General features: G+C 59.4%; 10 protein-coding genes. 3 read left to right on the top strand and 7 right to left on the bottom strand.

Annotated features, from left to right (window positions below):
• Nucleotides 1-5 precede the first annotated feature (5 nt).
• From ACTG3T_RS07225 to ACTG3T_RS07215, 3 genes are read right to left on the bottom strand one after another with little or no spacing between them, the layout of a single operon-like run.
• A complete protein-coding gene (locus ACTG3T_RS07225) occupies nt 6-1328 on the bottom strand; it encodes an N-acetylmuramoyl-L-alanine amidase (protein WP_439101588.1) in 1323 nt (440 codons plus the stop codon).
• Between the two features lie 43 nt (nt 1329-1371).
• Nucleotides 1372-1869, bottom strand: a complete 498-nt coding sequence (gene tsaE, locus ACTG3T_RS07220; protein ID WP_439101587.1) for a tRNA (adenosine(37)-N6)-threonylcarbamoyltransferase complex ATPase subunit type 1 TsaE — start codon at nt 1867-1869, stop codon at nt 1372-1374.
• Complete coding sequence (locus tag ACTG3T_RS07215; protein WP_439101586.1) at nt 1866-3371, bottom strand: NAD(P)H-hydrate dehydratase; 1506 nt, start codon at nt 3369-3371, stop codon at nt 1866-1868. The genes tsaE and ACTG3T_RS07215 overlap by 4 nt, the downstream gene beginning before the upstream one ends.
• A gap of 89 nt (nt 3372-3460) precedes the next feature.
• Here ACTG3T_RS07215 and queG point away from each other — a divergent pair, with 89 nt between their 5' ends.
• Complete coding sequence (gene queG, locus ACTG3T_RS07210; protein WP_439101585.1) at nt 3461-4537, top strand: tRNA epoxyqueuosine(34) reductase QueG; 1077 nt, start codon at nt 3461-3463, stop codon at nt 4535-4537.
• Here queG and orn read toward each other — a convergent pair.
• Nucleotides 4534-5088 carry an oligoribonuclease gene (gene orn, locus ACTG3T_RS07205; protein WP_439101584.1) on the bottom strand — a complete coding sequence of 185 codons (555 nt, stop codon included), beginning with the start codon at nt 5086-5088 and terminating at the stop codon, nt 4534-4536. The genes queG and orn overlap by 4 nt on opposite strands.
• A 39-nt stretch (nt 5089-5127) precedes the next feature.
• On the opposite strand from orn, the gene rsgA reads away from it, so the two are divergent.
• On the top strand, nt 5128-6186 hold the full coding sequence (gene rsgA / locus ACTG3T_RS07200) for a small ribosomal subunit biogenesis GTPase RsgA (protein ID WP_439101583.1): 1059 nt from the start codon (nt 5128-5130) through the stop codon (nt 6184-6186).
• On the opposite strand, the gene asd is transcribed toward rsgA, so the two are convergent.
• Both asd and ACTG3T_RS07190 read right to left on the bottom strand, forming a co-directional pair.
• Complete coding sequence (gene asd / locus ACTG3T_RS07195; protein WP_439101582.1) at nt 6187-7029, bottom strand: archaetidylserine decarboxylase; 843 nt, start codon at nt 7027-7029, stop codon at nt 6187-6189.
• A gap of 46 nt (nt 7030-7075) precedes the next feature.
• Nucleotides 7076-8509: a PhoH family protein gene (locus tag ACTG3T_RS07190; RefSeq protein WP_439101581.1), complete on the bottom strand. Its 1434-nt coding sequence runs from the start codon at nt 8507-8509 to the stop codon at nt 7076-7078.
• A 609-nt stretch (nt 8510-9118) separates the two neighbouring features.
• Between ACTG3T_RS07190 and ACTG3T_RS07185 the strand changes: the two genes are divergently transcribed.
• Entirely contained in the window at nt 9119-11122 is a 2004-nt protein-coding gene (locus ACTG3T_RS07185) for a VacB/RNase II family 3'-5' exoribonuclease (RefSeq protein ID WP_439101580.1), read from the top strand.
• Between the two features lie 64 nt (nt 11123-11186).
• Here the strand turns inward: ACTG3T_RS07185 and asnS are convergent, their stop codons facing one another.
• The gene (gene asnS / locus ACTG3T_RS07180) at nt 11187-12584 is read right to left on the bottom strand and encodes an asparagine--tRNA ligase (protein ID WP_439101579.1); all 1398 of its coding nucleotides are present in this window, start codon (nt 12582-12584) and stop codon (nt 11187-11189) included.
• Nucleotides 12585-12627: the final 43 nt, after the last annotated feature.

Genomic DNA, 12627 nt, shown 5'->3' with positions numbered 1-12627 from the left:
CTTATTCAGCTGGTGGGGATACGCAGCGTTTGGCCTACAAGAATCTTGCTATTACGTAGATTGTTGTACTGGCTCAGCAGGTTGACGTTCACGTTAAAACGCTGGGCGATACCCGAGAGCGTGTCACCGCCAACAATCACGTACTCGCGCTCACCGGCATCGCGCAGGGTTGCCAGCAAGGATCCCGGCGGTGGATGGGCGCGAAACCACTGCACAATACCGCGATGAATGGCTTTGGCCATACGTTTGCGATAACTCGCCGATGCTAATTTTCTGGCCTCTTCAGGGTTGGATATAAAACCCGTCTCCACCAGTATCGACGGCACATCCGGCGATTTGAGCACGGCAAAGCCCGCCTGCTCCACCTGTTTTTTGTGCAGTCTTGCGAACTGGTTCATCTCATTGAGGACACTGGCGCCTACGTTAAGACTGCTGTCCAGCGTGGCAGTCATGGAGAGATCCGCGAGGGTCATCGCTAGCGCGTCTTCCTTGTCTGAGAGACTCACACCCCCCAGGAGATCCGCAGCGTTTTCCCGCTGGGCCAGATAGCTGGCGGTGGTGCTGGTGGCGCCCCGCGTGGAGAGCGCGTAGACCGACGCTCCCCGGGCACGCTTATCGCGAAACGCATCCGCGTGCACCGAGACAAACATGTCGGCCTGACGCTTGCGGGCCAGATCCCGACGACCTTTCAGACTTACGTAGTAATCGCCGCTGCGAATCAGCGTGGGCGCAAAACCGGTGTCCGCCTTAAACAAATCGTGCAGCTCTTTGGCTATTTCCAACACCACCTGCTTCTCGCGCAAGCGTCCCGGCCCCGACGCTCCCGGGTCCTCGCCCCCGTGCCCGGCATCGATGGCAACCACAATGTCGCGACGACCACTGCTGCGAGCACTCTTTTTTACTGCAGGCGCCGCCACCACCGTATCCAGATCATAGAGATCGATCACCAGACGATCGTCCGCGCGCTCCGAGGCTTTCAGCGCAAAGCTTCGAGGTCGAACCGCTTCCGAGAGATCCAGCACCAGGCGGAGGTCATTGCCCTCGCGGACGCCGCTGCGAATGCCCGAAATAGGCGTTTTGTCGAGCTCCAACTCGCCGATGCTGGCAAGGAGCTTTGCGTCGGTCACATCTATGACCAGGCGCCTCGGGTTCTGTAGCTCCAGAAGGCGATGCTCCGCCGGGCCGGACAAATCCAGAACCAGGCGCGTATGGTCCGGCGCCCGCCACAAGCGAAGATCCTTCACATCGACATTTTTCGCCTGGAGAAGCGACGGGATCAGACACAGCAATACCGCGACAGCCCGCAGTGCCCACCGGCCGGATCTCACTGTCCACGCTCCATCGATCGCGAGTCTCTCCCAACTATCATGATTATGTTGCACTTTCACCCGGGATAGCGCGAAGTCCTCCAAGGCATGCCTCGCCGGCATCGCCATAGGCACTAATCTGCAGCCGCCGCCCGGCGTCACTAACCGCCAGTCTAATCTCCACATCAGGCTGCGGCAAAAAGTCGCCTCCGCGCTCGGGCCACTCAACGACTACCAGCGCCCGTCCGTCGAAATAGTCCCGGATACCCAGGTACTCCAACTCCTCGGGATCACCCAGCCGATAAAGGTCAAAGTGGTACAGCGGCGTCGCCAAATCGAGGTAAGGCTCTACCAGAGTATAGGTAGGACTCTTGACTGCCCCGCCATGACCCAGGCCCTGAGCAATCCCCCGGGTCAGCGTTGTCTTACCGACGCCCAGTTCGCCGTGGAGGTATAGCGTGGTACCGGGTGGCATCACTCGCGCCAAATCCCCGCCAAAGGCCACCACCGCGTCCTCGGTGCTTAATTCAAGGTGTAGTTTTGCGAAAGGCTTCGCTCTCACTGGAGCAATACTCCTATAGGTGCCATGAGATCGCTGGCCAGCAGCGAGCGCGGTGACGCGTCTCCAACTGCCGCATCGCCCGCCCGGGCATGGAGCACCACACCCAGCGCTGCCGCCTGCTCCGCCGGCAAGCCCTGGGCCAGCAAGGCTCCAACAACACCACTCAACACGTCGCCCATGCCGCCGGAAGCCATGCCAGGATTTCCGTCCAGACACAGGGCGCAACGTCGGTGCCCCTGAACAAGACTGCCGTTGCCTTTCAGCACCACCGTGGCACCCCATAACTCGGCCAGCTGCGAAGCAACGCCGAAGCGGTCATTCTGCACCGCAGAGGCATCCAAAGCCTGCTCCGACGCCAATAGTCCTGCGGCCTCCCCAGGGTGCGGGGTGATCACGGAGCCGGGCGGGAGGCTTCGCGGGCCCTGTCTACCCAGAAGATTGAGGGCGTCCGCGTCCAGGAGCAGCGGTTTATCGCAATCCAGCGCCGCGTGGATTATCTGCTCGCCCCATACCTCGCCCCCCAATCCGGGACCGATGACCACAGCGTCTGCCCAGTCCAGCATCGGCATCAGGGCGTTTCTATGATCAATTGCCGTCACCATGGTCTCCGGTCGCCGCGCCAGAAGCGCAGCGATATGCGCCCCCCGGGTTGCCACCCGGACAAGCCCGGCACCACTGCGCAGCGCCGCCTCCGCCGCGAGAACAACAGCGCCGCCCATCCCGTAATCACCGCCGATGACCAGACAGCGGCCGAAATGACCTTTGTGAGCGGTGGTCCTGAGTCGCGGAAGGTTTTGCAGTTCCGATCCCAGGTCCAGCGCTTCAACAGCTTCCCCTGCCACCGCATAAGCCGCCTCGGGTACCTCCAGGTCATCACAGGAACAATCGCCCGCGTGCTCTGCACCCATTCCGGTGTAAAGTCCACGCTTTGGCGTAATGAAACTCATAGTCCAGGTGGCATTCACGGCTGCGCCGCATACCGCGCCGGTATCGCTATCGATCCCCGAGGGAACATCCAGGGCCAGCACCGGGACTGATAGCGCATTTACTTCCTCGATCGCCGCGCCGTACCCGGGACGGACCTCACCACTAATCCCCGTACCCAACATTCCATCGACGATAAGGCCGCCTTCGACCAGCGCTCCCGGGACGTAATCCTCAATAGCAACACCAGCAGACTTCGCGCGCGCCATCGCGGTCTTACCATCATTGCTACGAGGCGCACCGTCGACAAGGAAAACCCTCGTGGGTATTCCCCTGGCCGTCGCCAGCATCGCAAGCAATAGCCCGTCTCCGCCGTTGTTTCCGGGGCCACAGAGCACGTGCAAGGGCTTTTGGGTCGCGGTGATTTCGGGCTGCCTGGCAAGGAGAAACGCAAAGGCAGCGCGCGCAGCCCGGGCCATGAGCAGGGGACCGGGGAGGCCGTGCACCTCTATCGCCTCGCGATCAACGGCACGGCTTTGCGCGGCCGTATACAGCAAGCGCGGCACTTTCATACTCATGAGAACCGGACCTCTGGCACAATCGCTGTTATGACTTGCAAACGCATTACGCAATTATACGGTGAGCGTGGGAAAAGGGCTGCACACTCATGACAGAGAATCTCCTGGCCAACGACGGCGGCGCCCTGGTGGCGCAGATTCGCGCCTGGGCAAAAGAGCTGGGGTTTGCACAGCTAGGGGTCAGCGATATTGATCTTGCCGAGCATGAGACCTACCTCCAGCGCTGGCTTGCGGCAGGCTACCAGGGGCAGATGCAATGGATGGGTGACCATGGCAGCAAACGCTCCCGACCGGAGGAACTGGTGCCCGGTACCTGCCGGGTCCTCACCCTGCGTATGGACTATCTTAGCGATGGCGCCGAGCCCATGGCAGTACTCGAAGATCCCCATAAGGCGTACATTGCGCGCTATACCCTCGGGCGCGACTACCACAAACTGGTGCGTAAGCGCCTGGCGCAGCTGGCCAAACGCATCGAAGAACATCTGGGACACGGTCGCTACCGCGCTTTTGTGGACAGCGCACCGGTGCTGGAGCGCGCCCTGGCCGAGAATGCGGGTCTCGGGTGGATTGCCAAAAACACCATGCTCATCAATCAGGACGCCGGCTCCTGGTTTTTTCTGGGGGAAATTTATACGGATCTGCCTCTGCCCGTTGACCCCCCCCAGGACAGCAAGCACTGCGGAAGCTGTCAGGCCTGCCTGGATATCTGCCCCACAAACGCTTTCGTCGGACCTTTCGAGCTGGATGCGCGCCGCTGCATTTCCTATCTCACTATCGAACATAAAGGCAGCATTGATCCAGAGCTTCGGCCCTTAATGGGAAACCGGATTTTCGGTTGTGATGACTGTCAGCTTGTCTGTCCCTGGAATAAGTTCGCCCAGCCCACAAAAGAGCAGGATTTCCGGCCGCGCCATGGACTGGACGACAGTGACCTACTGACACTGTTTAACTGGGACGAAGAGACTTGGGCTGCGCGCACCGAGGGCTCGGCGCTGCGCCGCATTGGCTATGAGCGCTGGCTACGCAATCTGGCTATTGCCCTGGGGAATGCGCCTACCAGTGCGGCAATCATCGAAGCGCTGCAGCGCCGCGCAGCGTACCCGTCAGAGTTGGTGCAGGAGCATGTGAGCTGGGCGCTGGAGCGCCATGGCGCTGCGATATCCTAGCTGTCTGACTGGCAGTTCAAAAAGTGCTGCCGATAGTGACGAAGCTCTTCGATGGAATCCCGGATATCTTCCAGGGCCAGATGCACCGCCCGCTTTTTTAACCCGGCGGCTACATCCGGTCGCCACCGCTGCGCCAGAATCTTCAGGGTGCTCACGTCCAGATTACGGTAGTGAAAATAGCGCTCCAGCTCCGGCAAATGCCGCGCCATGAAGCGCCGGTCCTGACAGATGCTGTTGCCGCACATGGGAGACGCCCCGGCGGGCACCCAGTTCTCAAGAAATGCCATGGTCAGACGGGCAGCCTCCACCTCATCAATAGCGCTGGCACGCACGCGATCACAGAGACCCGAGTTACCGTGATGGGTCGTGTTCCACTCATCCATGGCCTCCAGGGTTGCATCCGACTGATGGATGGCAATAACCGGCCCTTCGGCAAGGGTGCTCAAATCGCTGTCCGTGACGATGGTCGCGATCTCGATAACGCGATCGCCATCGGGATCAAGCCCTGTCATTTCCATATCTACCCAGATCAAATTGCGCTCGTCGACCATGCTTGTTTCCGCTCCTCAAAGGACAATGAAGTTTAGCATGTGCTCGACAGTCTCCCGGCGCCGCTCAATAATGCGAGGGTGAGTAAACGAAAACTTAACCGTCGCCAGAACTGGCGCATAGAACGCAAGCAGCAGGAGCGCGCTGATCGCGCAGAACGCTCGGCGGCACTGGGTGACGAGGCGCTCGCGGGGGGGCAGCTGGGCGGCGAGCAGCACGGTCGCGTAATCGCCCGCTACGGCACCCAGGCGGACATAGAAGCGGATGACCGGCTAATACATCGTTGCCATCTGCGCATGAATCTGGGCTCTGTTGTAGCCGGGGATCGGGTGATTTTTTGCGCCGGCGAGGAGACCGGGGTGGTCGTGGCGCGGGAAGATCGCAGCACCGAACTTCGCCGGCCGGACAAGTTTGGCAAGTTGCGCAGCGTTGCAGCGAATATCGACCGGGTGATTATTGTGATCGCGCCCTACCCGGAGCCCCACGGCGGGCTTATCGACCGCTACCTCGTGGCCACGGAAAATCTCGGCGCGGAAGCGGTCATTCTGCTTAACAAGGCCGATATGCTGGAAGACCCCGCTCTCGCTGATGCCATGGAGGTATTGCTGGAGCCCTATGCACCCCTGGGATATCAGACCATCCGCGCCCAAGGGAAATTTGGTGCCATCGAAGAACTCACCAGGCTCCTCGCAGGCCATACGAGCATACTTGTAGGGCAGTCCGGCGTAGGCAAAACCACCCTGGTCAATGCGCTGATCCCGGAGGCGCAGCAGCGGGTGTCAGAGCTATCTCCTGACAAACAGAAAGGCCGACACACAACCACCACCGCACGTCTTTTTGACGTACCGGGCGGTGGCGCCTTGATTGATTCCCCCGGCATACGGGAATTTGGTTTGTGGCATATGGATCGGGAGGACATTGAGCAGGGGTTTCGGGAGTTTCGGGAGCGCATCGGCCAATGCCGCTTCCGGGATTGCCAGCACCAGAGTGAGCCGGGCTGCGCGCTGACCGCAGCCATTGAAGCGGGCGCTATTCACCCCGCACGCCTCGATAGCTACCGTCGCATTATCGCGTCTCTGGATCAGCCACTGCAGGGTTAGCTAGGCCGACAGCTGCTGGCCCATACGCACCGTCGCCCCCGGGACGCAGTCTTCGTTCCAAGCAGCCACGCCCCTGGGAAACAACAAAATCACCGTGGAGCCCAGTAAAAACCGCCCCATCTCGCTGCCGCGATCCAGCAACACCGGCGTCGGCGTGCCGGCATGATCCCAGCGCTCCACCTGACGCGGCCGCGGCGCCACCTGCCCACTCCACACCGTCTCGATGCCGGCAACAATCATGGCGCCCACCAACACCATCCCCATGGGACCTCGGGGCGTATCGAAATAGCTGATATGCCGCTCGTTTCTTGCAAAGAGACCGTCGATGGCCGCAGCCGTGGTCCCGTTCACCGAAAACAGGTCACCGGGCACATAGCTGCTGGCCTGCAACCGCCCGTCGAGGGGCATGTGCACTCGATGATAGTCCTTGGGGGAGAGATAAATCGTCGCAAAGCTGCCGCCGGTAAACTGCCGGACCCGGGCCTCATCGCCAGCGAGCAGGGCGTCCAGAGAGTAGCTGCGTCCCTTGGCCTGCAAAATACGCTGGCCGTCGATATCGCCAATTTCACTGATGGCGCCGTCTGCGGGGCAGGCGATGCCACTGCTGCATAACGGCCGCGCACCGGGCTTCAGGGCCCGAGTAAAGAACGCGTTGAAGCTCTCATAGGCCTCGGGAAACGGTCGCTCCGCCTCCTCCAGCTCAACATCGTAATGACTGACAAAAGCGCGAATGACGCGGTTTCTCAACCAGCGGGGGCCGGTGGCTGCGGCAAGGCAGCCAACGAGTCGGGACAGCGCGTGCTGGGGCAGCAGGCGCTGGAGCAGGATAAAAAGATTGTCCACGGTGCGTTACTAGTCATCCAGGCCGATCAGGGATCGGCCGCTGCGGTTAGAGGTTCTCTTCAGCGAAAGCGGCAAGTCGTGAGCGCACTATGCCGTTCACGTGCATGATACCCGCGTGATCATACCCTTTGCTGCGCTCCACCAGGTAGGTGAGGCCTGAAGTCAGGGGAGAAATGTATTTATTATCGATCTGCGCGAGATTACCCAGCACCACAATTTTAGAGTCCTCGCCCACACGGCTGATTATCGACTTCAACTGAAACTGGGTCAGACCCTGAGCTTCGTCGATAATGATGTAAGCGTTATTGAAAGAGCGTCCACGCATAAAATTCAGCGACTTGAACTGGATATTGGCACGCTCTTTAACGTAATCAATACTACCGGTGCAGGACTCATCAGAGCCGTGGAGAATCTCCAGGTTGTCATCAAAGGCCGCCAGCCAGGGGGCCATTTTCTCCTCTTCGGTGCCCGGGAGAAATCCAATGTCCTCGGCGATCGGGGGTGTGGAGCGCGCGACAATAAGCTTGCTGTAGCGCCCTTCTTCGAGAATGGCATGGAGACCATAGGCAAGGGCGATAAGGGTTTTACCGGAGCCCGCTGGGCCGGTCATCACCGTCATATCCACATCGTTGTTGCCAATGAGGGACATGGCCATGGCCTGCTCAAGATTCCTTGGTGACAAGCCCCAGAAGCGTCGATTCATCAGGTTGTCGCGACTGTCACAGCGCAGATATAGGTGCTCACTGTCGATGCGATGCACAAAGGCCAGGAATTCATGGTCGTCATGAAGAAACATATTGGGATAGGCATCGGGCACCGAGCCCCGGGGCACACGATGGAGCGTAATATCATCTTCGCGGATGGTGTCCACCTCGCTGATGCCTGCCCAGAAGTCGCCCTCGATGTGCTGATAGCCCTTGCACAGCAGATCAATATCATCGAGCACCCGGTCCCGACGGTAATCTTCCACATGCAGCAGACCGGAGCCTTTGGCCTTGATGCGCATATTGATGTCTTTGGTCACAAGACAGACAAAAGCGCCCTCGTTTTCCGCCTGGAGCTTCAGTGCAACATTGATTATTCGATTGTCGTTGGCCTGATCCGGCGTGCCGTCCAGATAGGGCACATCGCTGTCATCATTGATCAGCTGATCAGGGAAAATCGCCAGGGTGCCACGACTACCCTCAGCGTCCGCTGAGGGAATCCCCACCCCCTCCTGTATCGCCTGGGGGGAGGCCGCATCCACTATTTTGTCGATCATGTTGATCGCAATCCGGGCTTCGCGGCTGACCGTTTTATCGCGGCGGTCTTTGATGTGGTCGAGTTCCTCCAGCACCGTCATGGGTATCACAATGTGGTGCTCGTTGAACGCGGTGACTGCCGTCGGGTCGTGTAAAAGCACATTGGTATCCAGCACATAAACTTTCTTGGCCGGTTCGACGAGCGGGGTCAGATCGTGCACAACGGAGCTAGATTCCATAAGCGATTCCTCGGGGTATGGAGCAAAAAAACGCCGTATCGGGCGATACGCCGGTTACAGACAAGAACTGGAAAGCAGGCGCGCACGGCACTGTGAGCGAGGCTGTGGGAGGTTGAGCGCGCCGAGAAGGTCTAGCGCGCCAAAGTGTCAATACAGGATACGCGGGAGTGCTGGAAGCAGGGGCAGGGGTACGACCGGGCGCTTTTATCGCGCTGCCGCTCTGCCGGGTACCTTTAGTACCGCCAGTACCGCCAGTACCGCCGAGACTCAGGCCTTCAACAACCGTGGCTTTGCGCCCGGTGTGTCTGGTGCCCTGCTGATCACCCTCAAAGGCTGGAAAGATCGTCGCATCCACCTGAAGCTGGAAACACCCCGATTATTAGCCTCCGCCACAAACAGTGTCAACGAACTTTTTCATTAGTGACGATGCGCCCCGGGTTAGTCGGCGCCCCCCCCTACTCCAGTTGTGCGCCCCTGGACAGGCCACGGAGAAATGCTTCCGCCGTTTTTATCAATATCGCCACTAAAACCGCGCACAAACTGACACCTGCAGGCATTTCCGATAGCATAGCGCCTCTAAAATAGATGTAGGTCAACCACAGCTTTCCGATGTTAGATCGAAATGCCCTTGCCCAGCTAAAAGGGCTGAAAACCCAGATTGAGGCCGAGAAAGAACGCACCGAGGCGGTGCTTCGCGGTACTCCTGCGCGCTACGGATTCGCCCGCACAGACGATGGTCGCGAAGTTTTTGTACCACCGGATGAAATGCTCAAGGCTTTCCCGGGCGATCGTGTGCGCGTTTGCCTGCGCCCGGGCAAGGACAAGCGACCTATTGCCGAAATTGAAAGTCTCGTGGACTGCCCCATAGGCGAGTTCACGGGCCGCTGTGTCAGCAAAGGCAAAGCGATGTTCGTCGAGCCGGACATCCCAGGGGTAAATCGCTGGTTGTTTTTACCCCCCCAGGCGCGCAACGGCGCGAAGGCCGGTGATTACCTGCACTGTGCGCTGCAACGCCACCCTATTCGCGACGGCAAGCCGCAGGCCAAGATCCTTGCCATCATTGGCGCGGCAGACGACCCCGGCATTGAAAACAGTTACACCATGGCCAAATACGGCCTGGAGCGGGATTGGCCGGAAGAAGACCAGCGGCAACTGGAATCACTGATCGGGTCCGTAGCGCCGGAAAACGACGATCACCGCGAGGATTTCTCTGACCTGGCTTTCGTCACCATCGACGCTGCCCGAACCCAGGACATCGATGACGCGCTCTATGCTGAGGTTACCAATGACGGGTGGCTGCTCTACGTGGCCATCGCAGACCCCACGGCTTACATCACCGTCGACTCCCCCCTGCGGGCGACCGTTGCCGCGCGGGCCAGTAGCGCCTATTTCCATGGCGCGGTGGTGCCCATGTTGCCCGAAAGCATTGCCCAACAGTGCTGCGCACTCATCGAGAATGAGCTTCGCCCCGCACTGGTTTGTCGTATCGCTATCGCAGAGGACGGGAGCGTCGGAGAGTTTAAGTTTTTTGAGGCAACAATCCGCTCCCGAGCGAAGCTGTCCTACTTTGCCGTAGACCGCTATCTCAACGGACAGGACGAATCACTCATTTGCCACGCCACGCCTCTGGAGGCGCTCTATCAGGTGTCCCGTGCACTGCGCACCCGCCGGGAGGCCAAAGAGCTGGTGATGGAAGATCGGCAGGAATTTCGCTGGTTACTGGATGACCGGGGACACATCGAAGCCATCGAACCCTGCGAGAAATTAAGCTCCCAGCGCCTCGTTGAGGAGTGCATGGTCGCCACCAACCGCTGTGCCGCTATGTTTCTGGCAGATGCCGGCGCCAGCGGTCCCTTTGTCGTCCACGATGGCTTTCGCAGAGATCGCCTGAAAGATCGGACAAAGTTCTTCGAACTCTATGTACAGGACGCTGATCAACTGGATCCGGACTCTCTGGAAGGCTACCGGGATTTACTGCGCCAACTCGCCGCCAGCGAGCATGAACTGCCCCTGCGCAGCATGGTGAATCGCCTGCTCACCCGGGCCCGCCTGTCAAAAAATCCGGGTGCCCATATGGGCATGTCGCTACCGCTGTACACCAATTGCACCTCGCCGCTCCGCAAGTACCTGGATTTTCTTGTGCATCTGCAGATCAAGGCCGCGCTGCGGGGAGAAAAAGCCGCGCTCTGCGAGCAACCGGAGCTCGACTCGCTGACCCAAAAGCTGCAGAAGCTTCGCAATATCAGTAACGAAGCGGAGCGTTGGCTGACCCTGGAGTACCTACAGCGCCAGGCCGAAAGCACGCCCGGCCCCTGGCCCGCAACGGTGTCGCATATGAGTAACAACGGCTTCAGTGTCCGTCTGGATGCGAGCGGCCTGGAGGGTTACGTGGACTTGCGAAAGGCCGGGGAAAAGTTTCACTTTGATAAGTGGACAGCCACGTTAAAAAGCAAAACCCGGGAATTCAGGGTGGGCACCCCGGTAGATGTCACGCTCATCGGCAGCGATGACGAGACCGCACATCTACCGCTCTTCAAGCTCGACGCCAACTCCGGACGAAAACTGGAAGTCATCGGCAAACCCAGCGAGCCCACAGCGCCCGAATCCACTTAGGCTGTGTCACAAACGCCGTCTGCCTCTCGCATCGGAGGCAGGTGGGGTTGCAGCAGAGACTGCCCTAGAAGTGCGCGTTACCCGGTGTTCGGGGAAAGGGAATGGCATCGCGGATGTTTTCCATGCCCGTGACATAGTTGATAAGTCGCTCGAAACCCAGACCGAACCCTGAGTGCGGCACGGTGCCGTAGCGCCGTAAGTCGCGATACCACCAAAGTTCGTCGCGAAGTTGTGGATCCATTCGTGCGTCAAGCACGTCGAGCCGCTCCTCGCGCTGGCTGCCACCAATGATTTCCCCGATGCCGGGCGCGAGCACGTCCATGGCCGCTACGGTTTTTTCATCATCGTTGAGGCGCATGTAAAACGCTTTGATTTCCCGGGGGTAGTTCATGAGCACGACAGGACGCCCCACGTGTTCCTCACAGAGAAATCGCTCATGCTCGCTGGCAAGATCCACACCCCACTCCACGGGAAACTCGAACTTCTTGCCACTATCCCTGAGGATGGTGATGGCATCGCTGTAATCCATGCGCTCGAAGTTCTGATCCACCATGGCGGTGAGTCGGTCGATAACCGTGTTGTCGATGCGCTGGTTAAAGAACGCGAGATCGTCCTCGCACTCATTCAGCACGCGGCTAAACACGTATTTGAGCAGTGATTCCGCCAGATCTGCATTGTCAGCAAGATCCGCAAAAGCCACCTCGGGCTCGATCATCCAGAACTCCGCAAGATGGCGACTGGTGTTGCTGTTTTCCGCCCGGAAAGTGGGCCCAAAGGTATACACTTTGCTCATGGACAGGCAGTAGGACTCCACCGCCAACTGTCCACTCACGGTGAGGAACGCGTCACCACCGAAAAAGTCCTGCGTATAGTCCACCGCCCCATCGGGAGTGCGGGGAATATTGCTCATATCCAGGGTGCTTACGCGAAACAGCTCCCCAGCGCCCTCGCAATCACTGCCGGTAATGATGGGCGTGTTCACCCAATAAAAGCCGTTGTCATGGAAGTAGCTGTGCACGGCGTTTGCCAGCGTGTGGCGCACGCGGGTAATGGCACCAAAGGTATTCGTCCGGGGACGCAAATGGGCCTGCGTTCTAAGGTACTCGAAAGTATGCCGCTTTTTGGCCACCGGATAGGTCTCAGGATCGTCTACCCAGCCCAGCACCCGCACTTCGCTCGCCTGGATTTCTACGCTCTGGCCCTTGCCCTGGGAGGGCACCAGGGTTCCCTTCACCTCGACAGAGCAGCCGGTATTCAACGCCAGGATCTCGCTCTCGTAATTCTCGAGCTCCGAAGGTACTACCGCCTGGATCGCATCGAAGGAAGATCCATCGTGGATGGCCAGAAAAGAAATGCCCGCCTTGGAGTCCCGCTTGCTCCTGAGCCAGCCTCGCACCGCCACCTCACCGCCCGTGTCAGGGTCGGTACGCAATAAATCCAAAACTCGTGAGAACGCTGTCATCCTGGGCCTCCGCAGCAAAGGCGCGGAGCATAACCAAAGAATC

Origin of the sequence: Congregibacter sp., assembly GCF_965660375.1 — a bacterium.
Taxonomy (GTDB): Bacteria; Pseudomonadota; Gammaproteobacteria; order Pseudomonadales; family Halieaceae; genus Congregibacter.
Note: the sequence above shows the minus strand (reverse complement) of the source record. Positions and strands in the feature narration are given on the sequence as shown.

What these genes read in the sequence shown, in the direction of transcription:
- ACTG3T_RS07215 (WP_439101586.1), bottom strand. Translation starts at nt 3,371, where the DNA reads ATGAGTATGAAAGTGCCGCGCTTGCTGTATACGGCCGCGCAAAGCCGT.
- queG (WP_439101585.1), top strand. Translation starts at nt 3,461, where the DNA reads ATGACAGAGAATCTCCTGGCCAACGACGGCGGCGCCCTGGTGGCGCAG.
- orn (WP_439101584.1), bottom strand. Translation starts at nt 5,088, where the DNA reads ATGGTCGACGAGCGCAATTTGATCTGGGTAGATATGGAAATGACAGGG.
- ACTG3T_RS07190 (WP_439101581.1), bottom strand. Translation starts at nt 8,509, where the DNA reads ATGGAATCTAGCTCCGTTGTGCACGATCTGACCCCGCTCGTCGAACCG.
- ACTG3T_RS07185 (WP_439101580.1), top strand. Translation starts at nt 9,119, where the DNA reads ATGTTAGATCGAAATGCCCTTGCCCAGCTAAAAGGGCTGAAAACCCAG.
- asnS (WP_439101579.1), bottom strand. Translation starts at nt 12,584, where the DNA reads ATGACAGCGTTCTCACGAGTTTTGGATTTATTGCGTACCGACCCTGAC.